Origin of the sequence: Pseudomonas sp. JV245A, assembly GCF_032424515.1 — a bacterium.
GTDB lineage: Bacteria > Pseudomonadota > Gammaproteobacteria > Pseudomonadales > Pseudomonadaceae > Aquipseudomonas > Aquipseudomonas protegens.
In genome coordinates this window covers 1-19761 of sequence record NZ_VYKE01000109.1, presented here as the reverse complement: position 1 = coordinate 19761, position 19761 = coordinate 1, and the positions used below count along the sequence as shown (strand labels likewise).

Genomic DNA, 19761 nt, shown 5'->3' with positions numbered 1-19761 from the left:
TCGTCACGGCGCCAGGCCAGTTCCACCACCAGTGCCGGGGGCGTCCACTGGCTAGCCAGCTCCACCATCTGGTTCTGATAGGCCGGGTACTGCACCACATGCCGTGGCAGCCAGGCCCAGCCCAGCCCGCGCATCAGCCATTCGGCCAGGACGTAGAAGCTGTCAGCCCGCCAGACCTGGGGGCTGACCTGCTCACCACCGGGGTAGCCACTGGCTTGCGGAGCGATGAGCAACTGCCGGTGTAGCGCCAGCAACTGGCGGTTGACCCTTTTTTCATGGGCCAGCGGATGCCCCACGGCGCAGACAGTGACCATCTCCACACTGCCCAGGGCCCGGCGCTCCAAAGTTTCCGGCATCTGCTCATGGTGAAACAGCAACCCCAGGTCGGCCCGGCGCTCCACCAGTTTGCGCGCTACGTCGCCCTGGGCCCCGCTGGCCAGTTGCACCTCCAGGCTGGGAAAGTGTTCCGCCAGGGCCTCCAGGCTGTCGAGCACCGGCTGATAGGGCATCGCCTCGTCCTGGGCCAGGCGCAACCACGCTTCCTGGCCGCGCATCAAGGCCAGCGCCCGGCCATTGAGGCGGTCGCACTGGCGCAGGATCTCCCGCGCTTCCTGCAACAGTGCACTGCCCGCCTCCGTCAGCCTTGGCTGGCGGCCACTGCTGCGTTCGAACAGGCTCACTCCCAGGTCATCCTCCAGCTGGGCGATGGCACTGCTGATGGCCGATTGCGCCTTGCGCTGCTGGCGGGCCACGGCAGAAAACGAACGCAGTTCGGCGACCCCGACAAACAGGCGCAACTGCTCCAGGTTCCATTGCATGTTCATGGCACAACCTATCTATCATCCAGATAGGTAATGACTTTACCCCATCTGAACTTTCTCTAGAATGCCGACCTCATAAAGCAGTCCCAGCCCCGAGGAACCCTCCCATGAACGCTTACTACTACCTGGCTATCGCCATCTGCGCGGAAGTGATCGCCACTGTTTCAATGAAAGCGGTCAAGGGCCTGAGCACTCCGCTGCCCCTGGCATTGATCATCGTCGGCTACGGCGTGGCCTTCTGGATGCTGACCCTGGTGGTGCATACGGTGCCGGTGGGCGTGGCCTACGCGGTATGGGCCGGCATGGGCATCGTCATGGTGAGCATCGCCGCACTGTTTCTGTACGGCCAGAAGCTGGATATCCCGGCGATGCTGGGCATGGCGCTGATCGTCCTCGGCGTGGTGGTGATCCAGTTGTTCTCGAAAACCGCCGGGCACTAGAAAGCAGCCTCACGCCACACGCCTCAAGCGGCCAGAGTGAGCGCCAAGCTTGCAGCTTGAGGCCTGAGGCTTGAAACTTGCGGCTTCGTTTTACTTACCGAGGTCGCTGCATGCCATCCGCTATTTCCACCGATGTGCTGATTGTCGGCGCAGGCGTCGCCGGTCTCTGGCTCAACGCTCGCCTGCAACGCCTGGGTTTTTCCACCGTGCTGGTGGAAAGCGCCAGCCTCGGCGGCGGACAGAGCGTGAAATCCCAGGGGATCATCCACGGCGGCGCCAAATACGCCCTGCACGGCGCCCTCACTGGCGCCTCCGAGGCCATTGCCGACATGCCACGGCGCTGGCGCGAAGCCCTGGCGGGCAATGGCGAGCTGGACCTGTCCGGCGTGCGCCTACTGTCCGAGGCCCACTACCTCTGGTCCCCCGGCACCCTGGCCGGCAACCTCACCAGCTTCTTCGCCAGCAAGGCGGTACGCGGGCGGGTCGATCAGGTCAAGGGCGAGCAACTGCCCCCGGCCCTGCAGGACAAGCGTTTCAAGGGCAAGGTTTACCGCCTCGCCGAACTGGTAGTGGATGTGCCGAGCCTGATCGAGCGCCTCGCGCACCTGGCGGGAGACAGCCTGCTGGCCGGGCAGAAGATCGAGCCCCTGCTGGAGAACGGCCAACTGCTGGGCCTGCGGGTCGACGGCCGGGAAATCCGCGCGCAACGCATTGTTCTCAGCGCCGGAGCCGGCAACGCCGAGCTGCTGCAAGCGGCCGGCCTGAGCCAGCCCGCCATGCAAAGGCGACCATTGCACATGGTGCTGGTCAAGGGCCCGAGCCTGAAACCGCTGTACGCCCACTGCCTGGGCGGCGGGCCAAAACCACGGATCACCGTCACCACTCACCCGGCCGCCGACGGCCAGTGGGTCTGGTACCTGGGGGGCGATATCGCCGAAGCCGAGGGCGTGGCCCGGGAACCGGCAGCGCAGATTGCCGCAGCCCAGAAGGAACTGGGGCAACTGCTGCCCTGGATCGACCTGAGCCAGGCGCAATGGGCCACCCTGCGGGTCGACCGCGCCGAACCGGCACAGTCGGGCCTGGCCCGCCCGGACAACGCCTTCCTCGCCGAGCAGGATCGCCTGCTGGTGGGCTGGCCGACCAAGCTGGCCCTGGCACCGGACTTCGCCGACCGGGTCCTGGCTGCCCTGGAGCGCGACGGCATTCGCCCCGCCGCCGCCCAGGCCCTGCCCGAACTGCCCAAGCCGCCCCTGGCGCAACCAGCCTGGGAGCAACTGCTGCCATGAGCCAGCCAACCCTGCACGATCTGCATCGCCCCTTGGGCAGCACCGGCCTGCTGGTGTCGCCCCTGGGTCTGGGCACGGTGAAACTGGGCCGCGACCAGGGCGTGAAATACCCCAACGGCTTCCAGATCCCCGACGACCAGGAGGCCCGCATGCTGCTCAAGCTGACCCGCGACCTGGGCATCAACCTGATCGACACCGCTCCGGCCTACGGCCGCAGCGAAGAGCGCCTGGGCCCGCTACTGCGCGGCCAGCGCCAGGAATGGGTGATTGTCAGCAAGGTCGGCGAAGAGTTCGCCGATGGCCTGTCGCGGCACGATTTCAGCGCGGCCCATACCCGGATGTCCGTGGAGCGCAGCCTGCAACGCCTGGAAACCGACTTCATCGACCTGGTGCTGGTGCATTCCGACGGCAACGACCTGGCGATCCTCGAGCAGTGCGAGGTCTACCAGGCCCTGGCGCAGCTCAAGCAGGAGGGCAAGATCCGTGGCTTCGGCTTCTCCGGCAAGACCGTAGACGGCGGCCTGAAGGCCCTGGAGCAAGGCGATTGCGCCATGGTTACCTACAATCTGAACGAACAGGCCGAGCGGGCAGTCATTGACTACGCTACCGCTCACCACAAGGGCATCCTGGTGAAAAAGGCGCTTGCCAGCGGCCACGTCTGCCTGAGCCCGGGCATCGATCCCGTGCGGGCCAGCTTCGAGCTGCTGTTTGACCGGCCCGGTGTCGCCAGTGCTATTGTCGGGACCATCAATCCCTTGCACCTGGCCCATAACGTGTCGACTGTGGCGCAGGTCCTTGGCAAGAACTGATGCCGCCGACGCGGCCGACCCCGACGCAAGAAGGAGCCGAGATGTCGCGACCGCTCATTAGAAAGAACCCCAGCAACTTCAAGACCCTGCCCCTGTTCGTCGAAGCGACTCCCGAAGGCTTGAGCTACCAGAGCGTCGGAATGCCGCTGAACTTCGCCCAGACCCTGCAGCGCCGGCGCGCGGTGACGGTGGCCGACAATCAGCGCTTCGCCCTGGAGCTGGCCAACCTCGGAGTCTCGGTGCGCCTGACCCTGCACTGGCAGAACCGCGACTACTGGGTGCTGGTGCGCCAGCGCCGCCAGGATCGCGGCGATGTGGTGCTCAAGCTGATTTCCGGCTATGTCCCGGCTCACGAGCTCAACCTGCCACTGCATACCGCGATCCAGGAAATTGCCGAGGAATGCCTGCTGGAAACCCCCGAAGGCTGGCTCGGTGGGCGCTTCAACGACACCTGGCTGCCCGCGCCCTACGCCGGCGCCCTGCACTATCGCGAGGCCCTGCCCTTTCGCCTGACCCCGCTGTCCGGGGCGGCGCTGCCGGTGCGCTGTGGCAACCTGCAGTTGCTGGAGCGTCCCCGGGCCTATGTGCACCTGCCCACCGCCTCACTGCAGTTGATCTACGACCTGCGCCTGGACGTGCCGAGGGAAGCCAAGTCCCTGAGCCTGTTCCACGTCGACGAGCGCCTGGAGGGCGACCAACTGGTGGCACGGCTGGACCGCAAGCGCCCGGACCTGTACCTGATGCCCCTGGACAACGGCGAGCCCTGCGCCGAGCTCTACACCCTGAAGAAAGACCAGTTGCATCCGGCCAGCACCCGCGGCCTGTACCTGGCGGAAAGCTTCGCCCAGCAGGAAGGCTGGGTGGTGAGTGACGAGCGGATTCGCTGGAAGGACTGGCTCAGGCAGCGGGGCCTGGAGCCACCGCAAAAGGCGTCGAAGCTATCGCGGCTAACCGGCCGGGCCCGGCAGATCCTGCGCAAGATCGTCCCCGGCAACGCCCGGCGCCAGGGCTGAGGCAAAAAAAGGCGCCTGCAACAGGCGCCTTTTTTGCGGACCGCAAGGCCGTTACTCGGCCTTGTCGGTCTTGCGGATCTTCTCGACGATAGCCGTGGTCGAGCTGTTTTCCACAAGCCCCAGCACCTTAACGGTGCCGCCATAGGCACCGACTATATCGGCACCTACAACCTGGTCGATGGAATAGTCACCGCCCTTCACCAGCACGTCCGGCCGAACCTGGGACAGGAGGTTTTCCGGGGTGCCTTCGGGGAAACTGATCACCCAGTCCACCGCCCCCAGCCCCGCCAGCACCGCCATGCGCCGGTCGACACTGTTGATCGGACGGCCAGGGCCCTTGAGGCGGCTGACCGAAGCGTCATCGTTGATCGCCACGATCAACCGGTCGCCCTGGGCTCGCGCCTGTTCCAGGTAGGTCACGTGCCCGGCATGCAGGATGTCAAAGCAGCCGTTGGTGAAGACGATCTTCTCGTTGTGGGCTCGGGCATCATCGATGGCCAGCAACAACTGGTCGAGGCTCAGCACCCCGCGCTCGGAGCCTTCCTCGCGCTGGATCGCCCGGCGCAGTTCGGGAGCACTGATGGCGGCGGTACCCAGCTTGCCAACCACGATGCCGGCCGCCAGATTGGCCAGGCCCACTGCGTGGGGCAGCTCTTCGCCGGCGGCAATGGCGGCCGCCAGGGTGGAGATCACCGTATCCCCGGCACCGGTAACGTCGAACACTTCCCGGGCCCGGGCTGGCAAGTGCATGGCCGGGTGGTCGGGGCGCAACAGGGTCATGCCATGTTCGCCACGGGTCACCAGCAGCGCCCCCAGCTCCAGGTCATGCATCAACTGCGCGCCCTTGCTCACCAGTTCGTGCTCGTCGGCGCAGCCGCCGACGATGGTCTCGAACTCGCTGAGGTTCGGCGTGATCAGGCTGGCGCCGCGGTAGATGGAGAAATCCTTGCCCTTGGGGTCCGCCAGCACCGGAATGCCCCGGGCCCGCGCAGCGGCGATCAGCACTTGGTGATTGCGCAGCGCGCCCTTGCCGTAGTCGGACAACACCAGCACCTTGATCCCGTCGAGCAGGGCATCGACCTCGGCCGCCAGGGCCAGGGCGTCGGTGGCGAAGGGTTCTTCGAAATCGATACGCAACAACTGCTGGTGACGGCTCATGACCCGCAGCTTGACGATGGTCGGCTGGTGCTTGATGCGCTGGAACAGCGCACGCACGCCCGCGCCTTGCAGGCTGTTGGCCAGGCTGTCGGCGGCTTCATCGTCGCCGGTCACGCCCACCAGGGAGGCCGGCGCGCCGAGGGCAGCGATGTTCAGGGCAACGTTGGCGGCACCGCCGGGGCGATCCTCGATTTGCTCGACCTTGACCACCGGCACTGGCGCCTCAGGGGAAATCCGTGAGGTACCACCATGCCAGTAACGGTCGAGCATGACATCGCCGACCACCAAGACGGGGGCTTGATCGAATCGCGGCATGGACAACTTCATGGAGCATCCCACATACAAAATGAACAGGGGCGCGATATTAACACAGGGTTGGCGCCGCCTAGTTCTATGCCTTGAATGGGGCCGACGAAGAATTCTTGCCGCTTATTTACGGGGCAGCAGTTGCAGCAGGCGGCGGATCGCCTCCGGCAGTGCCACGGTCGCCGTGTCGATCTCGCAATCGGCCTGCAACGGCGCTTCATAGGGGCTGTCGAGCCCGGTGAAGTCCTTGATCCGCCCCTCCAGCGCAGCCTGGTACAACCCTTTGGGGTCACGCCGGGCACAGGTGTCAAAAGGTGTACTGACGTACACCTCGATGAATTCCCCCGGGCCGAACAGCGCGCGGGCGGCATCGCGCTCGGCGCGAAACGGCGAGATCGCCGACACTATGACCAGCAGGCCGGCGTCCACCATCAACCGCGCCACCTCGGCCATGCGGCGGATATTCTCCTTGCGCGCCTCGGCCCCCATTCCCAGGTCACTGCACAGGCCACCGCGAACGTTGTCACCGTCGAGGACGAAGGTGTGCATACCCAACTCGTTGAGCCGCAGCTCCAACAGATTGGCCAGGGTCGACTTGCCGGCCCCCGACAATCCGGTCAGCCAAAGACAGCAGGGTTGCTGCTGCTTGAGGGCGGCCCGGGCCTCGGTGGACAACGACAGGCTGTAGGGACGGATTTGCGGGCACTCCAGCGGTACACAGGCAAGCTTATTCATAACCGAGCATCTCGTAGTCGCGTTGATAGACCCGGCGCACCAGGCGCCGGGTGCGTACCGAACAGATATCCCTGACGGGGGTGCTATGGCGCTGCTGGGTGCTGTTGACATGGGGCAGTCGGGTCTGGACCTGCAACTGCTCGCACAGCAGTTGGAAATCTCGCTGCAGGTGCTCCTGATAGCCGACGAAATCCAGGGCCAGGCGGCCCAGGGAATCGGTGAGAAAATCGCTCTGGGCAGCAAAGTGCATCTGCTTGTGGATGGTTTCCGGGTGCAGCCAGCGGCCGATAAAGTCATCGAAGTCGCGGTAATGCCCTACCAGCGCCTGGGCTGCCTGGTCCCGTCGGCCGAGGCGATTGCCCCGCAGGAAAGCGTAGGCCGAGTAGGCGCGCTCCAGGGGATCGCGCACGAAGGCAAACTTGAAGCTGCTGGAAAAGGCCTGGGGAAACTGCTGCTCGTACCAGTACAACGGCAGGTGCCCGGGCATCCAACCGTCGAACAATGCCGAACAGATGCTGCTGCCCGCGCACTTGGGGACATGAATGAACAGGCAGGAGTGCCGGGAGAAGGCATCAGGAAAGCGCACATTGGCCGACATGGACTTGTTCACCACTTGGCGATCCACCACCGACAGGCGCCCAAGCAGGAAATTGCGCTGGGTCTTGGGTAATAACTTCCACACAAAGCGTTGCAACATTCTGCTACCCACGCGAGAGGGATGGCCCCCTCGATCTGTTCAAAGATTCAGGCGGGAACCATAACAAGCGGGAAACGCAGAATTATTTAGGCTTGGTCAAGACTGTAAGGAAGCGGCTACAAATGATGCCAAGGTGCCTTGCACACCAAGGCCCCGGGGAGCGAGCCGGCTCGCTCCCCGGAACAGGTCAGGCGATTCCGCTGGGCGCGGGCTCTTCCAGGCCCATGGCATGCAGCCGCGAGTAGTAGCCGTTCTGTGCCAGCAACTGGGCATGGCTGCCGCGCTCGACAATCCGCCCCTGGTCCATGACCAGGATCAGGTCGGCTTTCTCGATGGTCGACAGGCGGTGGGCAATCACCAGGGTGGTGCGGCCCTTCATGACCTTGTCCAGGGCGGCCTGGATGTGCCGCTCGGATTCGGTGTCCAGGGCCGAAGTGGCCTCGTCGAGAATCAGCAGCGGGGCGTTCTTCAGCAAGGCCCGGGCAATCGCCAGGCGCTGGCGCTGGCCACCTGAAAGCAGTACGCCGTTCTCCCCTACCTGGGTATCCAGGCCTTCGGGCAACTGGGCAATGAAGTCCATGGCATAGGCATCGGCGGCGGCCTTCTCGATGTCCTCACGCGGCGCACCGGCCAGGTCACCGTAGGCAATGTTGTTGGCCACGGTGTCACTGAACAGCGTGACGTGCTGGGTAACCTGAGCAATATGCCGACGCAGGTTCAGCAGGCGGAAGTCTTCGACCTCGGTGCCATCCAGAAGAATCTGGCCCTTGTCGTGGTGGTAGAACCGCGGAATCAGGTTGGCCAGAGTCGACTTGCCACTGCCGGAACGCCCCACCAGCGCCACCATTTTCCCGGGCTCGATACTGAAGCTGATGTCATCGAGCACCTGCCGTTCGGTTCCCGGGTAGGTGAAACTCAGGTTGCGCACCTCCAGGTGCCCATTGATGCTGGCGCGCTCGACGGTGCCGCGATCGACCTCAGGCTCGACGTCCAACTGCTCGAAGATGCTCTCCGCACCCGCCACGCCTTTCTGGATCGTTGAGCTGACTTCGGACAGCTGGCGGATCGGCTTGGGCAGCAGACCGGCCATGGTGATATAGGCCACCATTTCACCGGCAGAAGCATCACCGCGCAGATACAGCACCAGGAACATCAGCACCGCCATGGCGCTGTAGATCACCAGTTGCAACAGTGGGGTGTAGATGGCGCCGGTACGGGTCATGCGCAGTTGCTTGTCAGTGTTGCCCTGGCTGGCCGCAAGAAAACGCTGCTGCTCATAGGTCTCGCCGCCAAAGCTGCGAACCACGCGATAGCCCTGGATGGTTTCCGAGGCAACATGGGTCACATCACCCATGGCCACCTGGATCTTCTTACTCTGCTTGCGGAATTTCTTGCTGGCGGTGCGGACCATGACCGCGATCAGCGGCAGGATGGCGATCATCACCAGGGTCAGGCGCCAGTTCATCCACAACAGCGAGGCGAACAGGAAGATCACGGTCATGCCTTCGCGGATCACCACCTTGATCGCGTCCGTCGCCGCCCCCGTGACCATGGTCACGTTGAAGGTGATACGCGAGATCAGGTGCCCGGAGTTGTGCTTGTCGAAGTAACGGTTGGGCAGGGTCAACAGGTTGTTGAACAGTTGCACCCGCAAATCGTGCACCAGCCCCAGGGATACCTTGGCCAGGAAGTAGTTGCCCAGGTAGGAGCCCAGGCCTTGCCAGGCAGCGATCAGCACGATCAGCAGCGGCACCGCTTGGAGCAACTGCATGTCGCGCAGATAAGGCACACCGGGAAACAGCACCGCCTGAGGGTTGGACAGGCCGTCGACGAAATACTTGAGGATGTAGCCGAGCATGGGCTGAGTCGAAGCGAAGATCAGGAACCCGACGATGCTGATGAGAAACAGACCAATATAGGGCCGCACATAGCCGAGCAGACGGAAGTAGATTTTCAAGCTCGAGGGGCTTGCGTCAGGACTGGAGTCGGTCATATCACGCGAATGTCGTCAAAAAGGAGGCTGACTTTAGCACAGCTTGTTCGCGGTACTGGCACTCCCATAGGCCCGAGATTGTTCAGCTGACCAACGACACCGCCAGCCATAAGTCGTTATGATTGCCAGCTTAACTTCCGGGATGAACGTTCAAGCATGCAACCCAATGCCCTTCACAACACGGCCAATCGAGTATTCGATTTCATTTGCCTGTGGATTCTGCCGATCGGTTATCTACTGCTTCTCTGTGCGATGTTCTTCCTTCCGGGGCGCAGTGGATTGCACAAGCTGTACTACGGACTGTTCAGCATCCCGACGCTGATCGCGCTGTGCATGCGTCCCGGCGAAATCAAGAACCTGCTGCGCGAGCCTATTTTCATCGCCGTACTGCTGTTTTGCAGCTGGGCCCTGATCAGCCTGGCCTGGAGCCCGCCAGTCGATAGCGTGGCTGGCGAGTTCAAGACGCCCCTGCACCTGCTCATGCTCTTTGCCGGTTGCAGCCTGCTGCTCAGCTATCGCCGGGACATTGTGCAACCGCTGCTTTTCTGTGCGGCAACCGTGGCCCTCCTTGCCTCGCTCTTCAATCTGTATGCGTTCAGCAAGGTCTATGCCCCCGGCACACGCATGATTGGCAGCGGCGCCTTCGACAACCCTCTGCTGAGCTCCCACGTCTTCGGGTTCTTCCTGGTCTACTGGCTCTGGCTCAGCATGACCTGCCAGCGCATGCGGGTCCTTTTCCTCAGTGTCCCGGCCATGGGCATCATGTTCGCCACGGTGATTGCGACTGGCTCGCGTACTCCACTAGTGGCCTTGACACTAGCCGCTGCCTGGATCTGCTTTATCTGCTGGAACCGCCGCTCGTTGCTGCTGCTCGCGGCGATGCTGATTGGCGGGACAACCGTGCTGTTGCTGTTCTCGCAAATGCTGGGCGAGCGTGGCAACTCCTACCGCTTTGAGATCTGGGCACTGATGCTCAACTACATTGCCGCCCACCCATGGATCGGCCACGGTTACAACGCGGACCTGGTGGTAGATGTCGGCATTGGCTATCTCCTGGCAGAACCTCATAATTTTGCATTGGGCGTGCTGTACTACGTCGGCATCATCGGCTTGCTTCCCTGGCTGTTCATGCAAGCCTGGGGCTTGTTCAAGAGCTGGCAATTACGAAGCGCTCCGCTGTTCATCCTGGCCTCGACCTGGCTCATGTTCGGTATCGGCGCCGGCCTGACAGAGGGAGGAGGGATTCTTTCCCGGCCCAAGGAGCACTGGTTCCTGCTGTGGATTCCCCTGGCCCTGATTGCCGCCTTGTGCATCAGCCAGCGAGCCAGGCGCACACCGGTCCTGACCTGCCAGGTACTCACACCAGCTGCCGCCGAGCAGCTCACCGCCAACGCCCAGGTAATAGAATCCGATGGCCTCGGGCCCAAGGTCCTGCAGTTGGAGGATGGCAGCTTCTTCAAGCTGTTCCGGCCGCGGCGCTGGTACACCTCTGGCGGTTTCAATCCCTACTCGGAGCGCTTTGCCACAAACAGCGAGCAACTACGCGATCTAGGAATCACTACTCCAAGCATCCTGGGCTTGTATCGTCTCGCGGATGGCAGCAACGCCGTACGTTACCAGCCACTGCCTGGACGAACCCTGCGCCAGTGCCTGCACTCCGCGGACTCGCCGCAGGCGCGCGCTAGCCTGATCAAGAGCTTTGGCACCTTCATGGCCGCCCTGCACGAACAGGGCGTGTACTTCCGCTCTCTGCATCTGGCGAATGTGCTGGTCCTGGACAATCGTCAGTTTGGACTGATCGACCTGGCCGACCTGCGTGTTTACCCATCATCGCTGAGAACCTCATTGCGCCAGCGCAACCTGCGCCACATGCAACGCTATCCCGAAGACAGCCAATGGCTTTTCCAGGAGCACCTGAAGGCATTGCAGGAAGGTTACGCTCAGCGCACTTCAACCGAGCGGGCCAACCTGCTGCTACAACCACCAGCAGCCAAGGGCCTCAAGGGCGCCCATTAGGCAATAGCCCGAATTGAACGCAAAAAAAGACAGCCTCTCGGGCTGTCTTTTTTTTGCGGTGTACCGCCCTTCCAGAGCGCCGTAGCTCTTCAGTCTTTTTCCAGAGGAGAAAAGAACAGGCGGGCCAATCCACGCCAGGTTTTCTTGTTCCAGGCCCTGAGGGGGATCTGTGCCAGCAGTTCGCGCGCCAGCTTGCGATCCCGATTGGAGACTTTGAGGAACATCGAACTGAGGAACTTGTAGCGCACTTCCTCATACAGCGGGTGGTCGCTGAACAGGGCGTAGGAACGCAGGATGTTGTCGATCATGAACCGGTGATTCTTGTAGGAATTGGTGGCGTGCTTGCGATACCGCGCCATCAACACGTTCAAGCCATCGATGAAATAGCCGGCCCGGGTGATCTTCAACTCGATCAGCAGGTCTTCAAGGCGGATATTCGGATCGAAACCGCCGACCTTTTCCAGGGCCTCACGACGAATCATCAGGGTCGGAGCCGGTGGATAGGGCTTGCGCTCAAGGAACATGTCGTCGAAGTCCAGGCGCCGGAACGGCACGTCACGGCGCTGGCGCTTCTCGGGAAACAGGTTGCCGTCGCTGTCGATCAGCTCGATATTGCCCGCGCAGATCCCCACCTCAGGCTTGCCATCCATGTAGGCCACCTGAGTCGCAATGCGCTCGGGCAGCATGATGTCGTCGGAGCCGAAGGGCACGATCAGGCTGCCCCTGGACCGTGCAATGGCACCATTGAGAGTGTTGGTCAGGCCCTGATTCTGCTGGACCCGGAAGTCGAAGCCATGCTGCTCCTGCAGGCGCCGGATACGCTCGACACTGTCATCGCTGGAACCGTCATCCACCACCAGCAGCTCGATGTTCGGATAGGTCTGGTTGAGCACACTGAGAATGCTTTGCTCAATGTAGGGCGCGTGGTTGTAGGAGGCGATAATCACCGTCACCACAGGTTGCTGGTCTGTCATTGCTGCCTCTTGCCCGCTTGACTCAAGCCGGAGTCGATCAATTGCCGGTACTCCTCGCGGAACACCTCGATATCGTGTTCTTTCTGCAGATAGGCATAGGCCTGCTGGCCCTTGGCGGCCAGTTCCTCGTCGGACAGCCCGAGATAGGCATCCAGCGCGGCTACCAGCGCCGGCACATTGGCCGGCTCCACGGCCAGGCCGCCAGCCCCCTCGATCAGGGGCAGCATGGCCGGCACGTTCGAGGCGATCACCGGCAACTGCCCGCTCATGCCTTCAAGCAAGGCCAGGCCCAGCCCCTCGGCGAGCGACGGCATGGTCCAGATATCGAAGGCCCGCACGTATTGCAGGGCGTTCTCCCTGAAACCCAGCAGGTGAGCCCGGCCCTGCAGCCCCAGGCGCTCGATTTCAGCGCACAGATTGGCTTCCTCACGACCGGCACCAATGATTGCCAACTGAGTTTGCGGGTACTTGTCCTTGAGTTGAGCAAAGGCCTGCAGCAGATAGGTATGACCCTTGACCGGCACCAGCCGGCCCAAGGCACCAATCAGCCGCACATCGGGGGCCAGCCCCAGCAACTCCCGGGAGCGCTCGCGGGAATGCTGCAAGGCCTCTGCCTGTTCGATATCGATGGCGTTGGTGATCGCCCAGGTGTTCTGGTCGGTGAAACCGCATTGGCAATCGAGCAGGTACTGCTTGACGGCCGGGGACACACCGACAAAGTGCCAATGCCGATCGATCAGACGCTGGGTCTGGCGGCGCCGATAAAGCCGGTCGTACTCACCGAAACCGTGGGAAATTCCTATGCACAATGGCACCTTCAACCAGCGGTTGAGGGCCAGCATCATGTTCACCGGCTTGAAGCGGTTGCAGATCACCACATCGAACTTTTCCTTGCGGCAGAACTGAAACAGCCGCCACATGGCCCGCAGGCGCATGCCCTTGAGGGATTTGTCGGAAAACTCGAAATACACCGAATGTGCGGCGCGGCTTACCGGATCGTTCGGCCCGGGGCGCCCCCGCAGGAACGCTGCAGTGACTTCGTAACGCTCAGCCGGCAAGGCCTTGACGATCTGCTCGGCGAGGTCGGCGAAGTCGTGGGACTTGACGTTGTAGTCCGGCTGCAACTGCAGGACCTTGAAGCGCTGACTCATAACTATCCCCGGTGAAAACCTGTGGCATCGATGATCCAGGACGGCTCGCTGGCCAGGGCCCGAACCGACTGCGCATCAGGCTCTGGCAACTGCGACCACTCATTGCGCTTCCAGCACACAAAGTGGAAATACGGGAAACTGCGGTCGCCGTCGCGGTCATTGGTCAGATGCCCATCCTTCCAGTACCAGCGCGTCGGAAAATCACGGCTGCCGTCATGCCACTTGATGACTCCGCCCGGCGTGCTGAAGGCCTCGGTGAACTCACTGCGGCGGCGCCATGGATTGAACTTGCCCACCAGCTTGAACAGCGGCTCAGGAAAATTCTTGCGCCAGAGGAAAATCCGACTGAACGCCCCTTCATCCAGTGCGTGATGCTGCTGGTCGGTAAAGCGCGTCTGCCAATCCTTGATCTGCCTGAACAACTCAAGCTTGCGTGCAGTATTGCGTATCAGGCACAAGTGCCCGGCGACACGCCGTTCATGGGTGGAGAACAGGTCATACCCCGCCAGGCGATCCGCAGTGAAATAGGCCCGCAGGTCACCGTAGACCAGGTCGATATCGCCGAAGGCCCAGAAGTCGTAGCCCTCCAGACGATCAATATGGATGTACCCCATTGCCGGCCTGATATCACAGAGCTTGTAGGCAGCATTGGGCGCAAAGTCGATCTCCAGGCGCCGGGATACCAAAGCGCAGTACTCAGCAAAGCTCATGCTTTCTAGCTTGACGTTCGGCGGCAGATTGTCCGGGGTCCCGCAGTCGCTGAAAAAGAGCCAGTCGATATCCGGATTCCGGCGGCAGCTTTCGAGAAAAAACGGCATCCAGAATGGCCAACGCCCGAAGTAGGGCATGAGAAACAAGATTCGCGGGCGAGGATTGATCACAAAGGACTCACTGTCGGATTGGGGCTACAAAACGCCCCCATGGTTATGTCGGTTTATCGCTGTTGCAATAGCCAGAACAGCTCATGGCGTCTGACCGCCTTGCGAAAGAACTCATTCTCCCCAAGTGCTGAAGGCATCCTACTGGCCATAAGCCATTGTATCGACCTGCGCAGGCGTCGCTTGAACGGCATTTTCGGTTGCAGGTCATGCATCATGCCCAAGGCCATGGCCTTGTCATACTGCTCGCCCTGGGACAGTGACAAGCACCAGGGGCGCAACACCGGCGTCGACTCGAACACCGGCGGCAACGCAATGCCTGCGCCCGAATCCCCCATGGGCCAGCGGTCGTTGTCATGCAGGTGATTGGCGTAGCCAAGGATAGTGGTCGGCTGCCAGGCCAGCCCTTCCAGGGCTTGCATGACCGCCTCGCGAGCACAGATGTGATCGGGATGAGGGTCCAGCGTCGGGTGCGGCAGCACTATCACCTCAGGGCGCGCCTTGAGCAGCAGCTCACGCAGGTCGGCCAGGAGATTGTTCCAGGTCGGCAACCCGTCCTGGTCGGCGGGCAGCGGGAATGGATTGAACTGGCGGAACAAGCGGATATCGCTCAGTTGCGCCTCGCGAGAGGCCACCGGCTGTTCAGGGGAGGCCTGCATGGCAGGCAGCTGCAGGCAGAAATAGCCCAACTGCACGCAATGGGATTCAGGCACCCCGGCCCAGCGCGGCACAGTAATACTGTCCCAGGCCCGCAAGCGCCCCTTGATCCGCGCCGCCTCTGCCGGGTTCATGCCCATGGCCTGGTAATGCTCAGCCTCGATTTCGCCTGCGGTGAGGGTCACGATCCAGGCCTCGTCGGCCTGGCTGTACAGACCGAAGGCTGCCAACTCGGCATCGTCGGCATGGGGAGCGATCACCATCACCCGCTGGCGCCGGTAGTCGGGATCCCGCCAGGACATCAGTTGCGGCTGGATGCGGAGCCGACAGAAGCGCCCGCGCAACCTCAGCTCGCCACTGACCAGGGAACTGGCCAGGCCGCTGAGGTTGAGGTAGCGCAGGCCATTGACCCCGCGCTCGAACACCTGACGATCGGCAAGCGGACCGCCCGACACCTCAACAGCCGGGTCGAGAAAACGTCCCAGCCATGAACTCTTGACGTGCACGCCCAGAACCAGGGTTTCATTCCCGGCCAGCGCCAGCGGCGCCTCCAGCAACAGGTGACCCGCTTCAAGGCGCACAGCGGCCTGCTGGGCATCGCTGCCGAAGTCGTAGCAGTAATCATCCTTGGGCGAATAGAACAGATGATCGGCAAACCAGGCTTCATGGGCCAGCCAGGCCAATACCGCCAGCAATACCGGCGCCCACCAGGCCACCAGGATGCCGACCACCAATAGCAGCACCAGCCCGATCAACAGAGCGATTCGTTTATTGCGCCGGTGGCGCTTGAGCAGTTGTTGCTTGCGACTCATGGGCTGACTCACACCTGGAAAACCGGCACAGGGTTGCACCAACGGTCCTTGTATTCACGGTCGGCACGCCCGAAGGAGAAACGCAGTGGCTTGTTCAGGGCACGGGCCTGTTCCCAGGCACTCTGGGTGTTGAGAAAACTCAGCACGCTGCCGGGGCTGAACTCACGGGTCTCGGGGTCTACCCCACCGTTCACGTACTCGACGCTGATCCACTCCGGCGCTTCGACCCGGTAGATCAGTTGCACGGCAATCGGCGCGCCGTTGAGGAAGATCACCGAACCGATCAGCAGCTCGCGCAGGCGCTCCAGCACCTCGGCCATACGCTCGGCACCGGTGGCGGCAAAGCCCCAGCGGCGCTGGAACAGGTCGCTGTAGATCGCCGCCAGCTCGGGGCTGCTGAAATCACTGACCGGGCGCACAACCCCGCCCGCCTCTTCCAGCAGGCGCAGCTCACGACGCTGGTTGTAACGAAACTTCTTCGACAGCTCTTCCGGCGTCCTGGCCATGGCCAGCTGTTCAGCCTGGGGCTTGAGGCCGGTCAGGCGCCCCTCGTTCAATACGGACAGGTAACGCCCACGATGGCGCAACACCGCCTGAGCATCGGCAGCGGCGGGCAGGATCAGCTCGGCATTGCCGATATCGAACAGGCCCTTCTTGCCGGCCCGCTTGAGCACGTCCTTGGACAGTGCCAGGTCGCGCCCCCAGGTGGCAATGGCCGCCTGCAATTGGCCGTTGCGCTCCCAGGCCAGGTAGCGCACCGGGATCTGCGCCAGGTCCGCCAACTGCTCCACCACCAGGGGATGGGTTGCCACACTGCCACCGAACCGCTGCCAGGCATCGGCGTAGGTCGATGCGTCAATGACTGACCAGCCACGTTCGCGCCAGCCTTGAAATCGATTGAGCATCAGCCCCTCGCGGTCAGATCGGTGACTTGCGGCAAACGCCAGAATACGTCGCGTACAGCACGGTCGGAGAAGCGCTCGCGCAAGCGATCGAGCATCAGCTCGGCACAGACCCGGCGCTGGTGATCGTCCATCGCGGCCAGATGCTGAAGCCCCTGGGCCATATGTTCAACGTCGCCCAGGGGGAACAGGATGCCCACTCCCTCGACCACTTCCCGGGCACCGCCACAGGCGGTGGCCAGCAGCGGCACGCCGGCGGCCATGGCCTCCAGCAGGACCATGCCAAAAGGCTCGTGGTCGGAGCTCAAGGCAAACACATCGAAAGCGCGGAAATAGCGTCGGGCCTGAGGCACCTGCCCGAGGAACAGCACGCGATCGGCAATCCCCAGCTCGCGGGCCAGGGACTTCAGGTCTTTTTCCAGACGCCCGGTTCCGAGAATCGCCAGTTGGCTGTGCGGCGGCAATTGCGGCAAAGCCGCGGCAAAGCCACGCAGCAAGGTGGCCTGGTCCTTGTCCGGGTGCAGGCGCCCGACGTTGCCGACAATCCAGGCATCGGCGGACAGGCCCAGCTCGCTGCGCGCCTGGGCAGCGTTCAGTTGCTCGGCCTGCAGTGCCTCAAGGTCGATACGGTTGTACAGGGTCTGAATGCGCTGCGCCGGCCATTTCGGCAGGCAGGCACGCATGTCGTCACGCACCGCATCGGACACCCCGAGCAGGCTCAGGCGCTTACGGAACAGTTGGGCGAAGAGCTTGCGGCTGCCGCGCTTGTAATCGGAAAACGCATGATGGACACCGATCACCGGCAAGCCGGTACCCAGCAAGGCGATATAGATCGGCTTGAAGCGGTGAGCGATGCAGAAGCTGAAATTGCGTGACGCGGCGATCTTGCGCAGGTCGCGGATGGCGCCCAGCTTCAGGCCGCGGATGGCCTTGGAGCTGTATTCCATGAACAGCACTTCATCAGACGCGCAGCCCGCGGCGACATCGGCATCGGCGGCCCCGGTGAGAAACACCGTGGTCACTCGATAGCCGCTGCCCGCGAACAGGTTGGCGTATTGCCGGGCACAGTCCAGGAACGGCCCGTCATAGCCGTGGCAGAACTGCAGCACATGGCGTTCAGCCGAGCGTGTCATAAGGGTCCACGCCGTCTTTGACCACCAGAATGTCTTCCATGATCAGGTACTGCAGGTCGGACCCGTAGAACATGTTCAGGGCATCGGTAGGCGAACAGATCATCGGCTCGCCACGGCGGTTCAACGAGGTGTTCAGCGACACGCCGTTGCCGGTCAGTACTTCCAGGGCCTTCATCATGTCGTAGTAGCGCGGGTTGTATTCGCGCTTGAGCACCTGGGCCCGGGACGTGCCGTCCTCGTGGACCACTTCCGGCACCCGGGTCTTCCACTCTTCAGCCACTTCGAAGGTGAAGGTCATGAACGGCGCCGGGTGATCGACCTTGATCATCTGCGGGCCGACGGTGTCGAGCATCGACGGGCAGAAAGGCCTCCAGCGCTCGCGGAACTTGATCTGTTCGTTGATCCGGTCGGCCACGCCAGTGGCGCTCGGGCAACCGATGATCGAACGGCCGCCCAGGGCACGCGGACCGAACTCCATGCGGCCCTGGAACCAGGCCACCGGGTTGCCATCCACCATGATCTTGGCGATACGCTCCGGGGTGTTGTCGATCTGCCGCCAGGCTGGCTTGTTCGGGTGGCGGGCACAGGCCGCGATCACGTCTTCGTTGCTGTAGGACGGGCCGAGATAGACATGCTCCATCTTCTCTACCGGCACCCCACGGGCATGGGAAACGTACGCCGCGGCACCAACGGCGGTACCGGCATCGCCGGAAGCCGGCTGCACGAACAGCTCCTTGACCTCGGGACGGGCAATGATCTTCTGGTTCAGCTTGACGTTCAGCGCACAGCCGCCGGCGAAGGCCAGCTTGCCGGTTTCCTTGAGGATGTCGCCCAGGTAATGGTCGATCATCTGCAGGGCCAGCTTCTCGAACAGCGCCTGCATGCTCGCCGCGTAGTGGATGTACGGCTCGTCGGCGATGTCGCCTTCGCGCTTGGGACCCAGCCACTCGATGAGTTTTGGCGAGAAGTAGAAACCCTTGCCCTTCTCTTTGTAGCGACGCAGGCCGATGACGTTGGCGTAATCGGTGTTGATCACCAGCTCGCCGTTTTCAAAACTGGCCAGGCGCGAGAAATCGTATTTGCTGGCATCGCCGTACGGCGCCATGCCCATGACCTTGAACTCGCCGTCGAGCATCTCGAAGCCGAGGAACTCGGTGATCGCGCCATAGAGGCCGCCCAGGGAGTCCGGGTCGAAGAATTCCTTGATCTTGTGGATCTTGCCGTTTTCGCCGTAGCCGAAGAAGGTGGTGGCGTACTCACCCTTGCCGTCGATCCCGAGGATCGCGGTCTTCTCCGTAAAGCCCGAGCAGTGGTAGGCACTGGAGGCGTGGGCCAGGTGGTGTTCCACCGGCTCGATCTTGACCTTTTTCGGGTCGAAGCCCAGCTGCTCCAGGCACCAGACGATCTTATTGCGGTAGCGCTTGTAGCGACGGTTACCCATCAGGATCGCGTCCAGGGCGCGGTCCGGGGCGTACCAGTAGCGCTTGGCGTAGTGCCAGCGAGCCTTGCCGAACAGGCTGATCGGGGCAAACGGAATCGCGACTACGTCAACGTCGGAAGGCTTGATCCCGGCCTGCTCCAGGCAGAATTTCGCCGACTCGTAGGGCATGCGGTTCTTTGCATGTTTGTCGCGCACGAAACGCTCTTCTTCAGCGGCGGCAATCAGCTTGCCGTCGATATACAGGGCCGCTGAAGGATCATGGCTAAGGGCGCCGGACAGGCCAAGAATCGTCAATGCCACAGGGGTCTAGCCTCGTTTAGTCTGCATGCGGGCGCGATGCGCCTTGAAAATGAAGTGTGCTCGCAAGGGGCGAGAAACAACGAAAGGGCGGGATTATAACGTAAAAGCAGGTGCAAGCCTCTAGCGGCGAGCGCCAAGCATGGGTTGGCACCCGCCGCGCGCCGTGGCCGCGGCGCAGGCAGCGGCCATGGGTCGCAGGTCAGGCCTCGGTGCCCTGGGCCGTCTTGGGCAGGCGCTGG

General features: G+C 62.6%; 17 protein-coding genes. 5 read left to right on the top strand and 12 right to left on the bottom strand.

From position 1 onward, the window contains the following. Positions 1 to 818 (bottom strand): LysR family transcriptional regulator (locus tag F6S12_RS23235; protein ID WP_315869360.1); only part of this gene is annotated, 818 nt, incomplete at its 3' end. A gap of 110 nt (positions 819 to 928) precedes the next feature. Between F6S12_RS23235 and F6S12_RS23230 the strand changes: the two genes are divergently transcribed. From F6S12_RS23230 to F6S12_RS23215, 4 genes are all read left to right on the top strand, one after another. Further along, positions 929 to 1261, top strand: coding sequence for a multidrug efflux SMR transporter (locus tag F6S12_RS23230; RefSeq protein ID WP_315869359.1), 333 nt, complete (start codon positions 929 to 931; stop codon positions 1259 to 1261). Positions 1262 to 1371: 110 nt separating this feature from the next. Beyond that, positions 1372 to 2547, top strand: a complete 1176-nt coding sequence (locus F6S12_RS23225) for an NAD(P)/FAD-dependent oxidoreductase (protein WP_015633921.1) — start codon at positions 1372 to 1374, stop codon at positions 2545 to 2547. After that, positions 2544 to 3356: an aldo/keto reductase gene (locus tag F6S12_RS23220; protein WP_015633920.1), complete on the top strand. Its 813-nt coding sequence runs from the start codon at positions 2544 to 2546 to the stop codon at positions 3354 to 3356. The genes F6S12_RS23225 and F6S12_RS23220 overlap by 4 nt, the downstream gene beginning before the upstream one ends. A 41-nt stretch (positions 3357 to 3397) precedes the next feature. After that, positions 3398 to 4369, top strand: coding sequence for a hypothetical protein (locus tag F6S12_RS23215; protein WP_011058904.1), 972 nt, complete (start codon positions 3398 to 3400; stop codon positions 4367 to 4369). A gap of 51 nt (positions 4370 to 4420) precedes the next feature. Here the strand turns inward: F6S12_RS23215 and hldE are convergent, their stop codons facing one another. The 4 genes from hldE to msbA form a co-directional block, all read right to left on the bottom strand. After that, complete coding sequence (gene hldE, locus F6S12_RS23210; RefSeq protein ID WP_011058903.1) at positions 4421 to 5854, bottom strand: bifunctional D-glycero-beta-D-manno-heptose-7-phosphate kinase/D-glycero-beta-D-manno-heptose 1-phosphate adenylyltransferase HldE; 1434 nt, start codon at positions 5852 to 5854, stop codon at positions 4421 to 4423. Positions 5855 to 5956: 102 nt separating this feature from the next. Beyond that, positions 5957 to 6568 (bottom strand): adenylyl-sulfate kinase, encoded by a 612-nt coding sequence (gene cysC, locus F6S12_RS23205; protein ID WP_015633919.1) that lies wholly within the window; start codon positions 6566 to 6568, stop codon positions 5957 to 5959. Further along, positions 6561 to 7265, bottom strand: a complete 705-nt coding sequence (locus F6S12_RS23200; RefSeq protein WP_015633918.1) for a sulfotransferase family 2 domain-containing protein — start codon at positions 7263 to 7265, stop codon at positions 6561 to 6563. Before F6S12_RS23200 ends, cysC begins: the two co-directional genes overlap by 8 nt. A gap of 187 nt (positions 7266 to 7452) precedes the next feature. After that, complete coding sequence (msbA, locus tag F6S12_RS23195; protein WP_125062452.1) at positions 7453 to 9258, bottom strand: lipid A export permease/ATP-binding protein MsbA; 1806 nt, start codon at positions 9256 to 9258, stop codon at positions 7453 to 7455. Between the two features lie 156 nt (positions 9259 to 9414). Here msbA and F6S12_RS23190 point away from each other — a divergent pair, with 156 nt between their 5' ends. Further along, the gene (locus tag F6S12_RS23190; protein ID WP_194237395.1) at positions 9415 to 11274 is read left to right on the top strand and encodes an O-antigen ligase family protein; all 1860 of its coding nucleotides are present in this window, start codon (positions 9415 to 9417) and stop codon (positions 11272 to 11274) included. An 89-nt stretch (positions 11275 to 11363) separates the two neighbouring features. Here the strand turns inward: F6S12_RS23190 and F6S12_RS23185 are convergent, their stop codons facing one another. From F6S12_RS23185 to F6S12_RS23155, 7 genes are read right to left on the bottom strand one after another with little or no spacing between them, the layout of a single operon-like run. Next, positions 11364 to 12248: a glycosyltransferase gene (locus F6S12_RS23185; RefSeq protein WP_125062454.1), complete on the bottom strand. Its 885-nt coding sequence runs from the start codon at positions 12246 to 12248 to the stop codon at positions 11364 to 11366. After that, positions 12245 to 13399 carry a glycosyltransferase gene (locus F6S12_RS23180; RefSeq protein ID WP_152685900.1) on the bottom strand — a complete coding sequence of 385 codons (1155 nt, stop codon included), beginning with the start codon at positions 13397 to 13399 and terminating at the stop codon, positions 12245 to 12247. The genes F6S12_RS23185 and F6S12_RS23180 overlap by 4 nt, the downstream gene beginning before the upstream one ends. Before the next feature lie 2 nt (positions 13400 to 13401). Beyond that, the gene (locus F6S12_RS23175) at positions 13402 to 14280 is read right to left on the bottom strand and encodes a DUF6625 family protein (RefSeq protein WP_161466568.1); all 879 of its coding nucleotides are present in this window, start codon (positions 14278 to 14280) and stop codon (positions 13402 to 13404) included. Positions 14281 to 14333: 53 nt separating this feature from the next. Beyond that, positions 14334 to 15746, bottom strand: a complete 1413-nt coding sequence (locus F6S12_RS23170; protein WP_194237396.1) for a PIG-L deacetylase family protein — start codon at positions 15744 to 15746, stop codon at positions 14334 to 14336. Between the two features lie 8 nt (positions 15747 to 15754). Beyond that, positions 15755 to 16651: an antimicrobial resistance protein Mig-14 gene (locus tag F6S12_RS23165; protein ID WP_194237397.1), complete on the bottom strand. Its 897-nt coding sequence runs from the start codon at positions 16649 to 16651 to the stop codon at positions 15755 to 15757. Further along, positions 16651 to 17781 (bottom strand): glycosyltransferase, encoded by a 1131-nt coding sequence (locus F6S12_RS23160; protein ID WP_161466565.1) that lies wholly within the window; start codon positions 17779 to 17781, stop codon positions 16651 to 16653. The genes F6S12_RS23165 and F6S12_RS23160 overlap by 1 nt, the downstream gene beginning before the upstream one ends. Further along, on the bottom strand, positions 17765 to 19522 hold the full coding sequence (locus tag F6S12_RS23155) for a carbamoyltransferase (RefSeq protein WP_011058891.1): 1758 nt from the start codon (positions 19520 to 19522) through the stop codon (positions 17765 to 17767). Before F6S12_RS23155 ends, F6S12_RS23160 begins: the two co-directional genes overlap by 17 nt. Between the last annotated feature and the right edge of the window lie 239 nt (positions 19523 to 19761).

Bases quoted from the DNA above. Each gene is read 5' to 3' on its own strand.
- cysC (WP_015633919.1), bottom strand. From the start codon at position 6,568: ATGAATAAGCTTGCCTGTGTACCGCTGGAGTGCCCGCAAATCCGTCCC.
- F6S12_RS23220 (WP_015633920.1), top strand. From the start codon at position 2,544: ATGAGCCAGCCAACCCTGCACGATCTGCATCGCCCCTTGGGCAGCACC.
- F6S12_RS23180 (WP_152685900.1), bottom strand. From the start codon at position 13,399: ATGAGTCAGCGCTTCAAGGTCCTGCAGTTGCAGCCGGACTACAACGTC.
- F6S12_RS23200 (WP_015633918.1), bottom strand. From the start codon at position 7,265: ATGTTGCAACGCTTTGTGTGGAAGTTATTACCCAAGACCCAGCGCAAT.
- F6S12_RS23170 (WP_194237396.1), bottom strand. From the start codon at position 15,746: ATGAGTCGCAAGCAACAACTGCTCAAGCGCCACCGGCGCAATAAACGA.
- hldE (WP_011058903.1), bottom strand. From the start codon at position 5,854: ATGAAGTTGTCCATGCCGCGATTCGATCAAGCCCCCGTCTTGGTGGTC.
- F6S12_RS23190 (WP_194237395.1), top strand. From the start codon at position 9,415: ATGCAACCCAATGCCCTTCACAACACGGCCAATCGAGTATTCGATTTC.
- F6S12_RS23230 (WP_315869359.1), top strand. From the start codon at position 929: ATGAACGCTTACTACTACCTGGCTATCGCCATCTGCGCGGAAGTGATC.
- F6S12_RS23215 (WP_011058904.1), top strand. From the start codon at position 3,398: ATGTCGCGACCGCTCATTAGAAAGAACCCCAGCAACTTCAAGACCCTG.
- F6S12_RS23165 (WP_194237397.1), bottom strand. From the start codon at position 16,651: ATGCTCAATCGATTTCAAGGCTGGCGCGAACGTGGCTGGTCAGTCATT.
- msbA (WP_125062452.1), bottom strand. From the start codon at position 9,258: ATGACCGACTCCAGTCCTGACGCAAGCCCCTCGAGCTTGAAAATCTAC.
- F6S12_RS23185 (WP_125062454.1), bottom strand. From the start codon at position 12,248: ATGACAGACCAGCAACCTGTGGTGACGGTGATTATCGCCTCCTACAAC.
- F6S12_RS23225 (WP_015633921.1), top strand. From the start codon at position 1,372: ATGCCATCCGCTATTTCCACCGATGTGCTGATTGTCGGCGCAGGCGTC.
- F6S12_RS23160 (WP_161466565.1), bottom strand. From the start codon at position 17,781: ATGACACGCTCGGCTGAACGCCATGTGCTGCAGTTCTGCCACGGCTAT.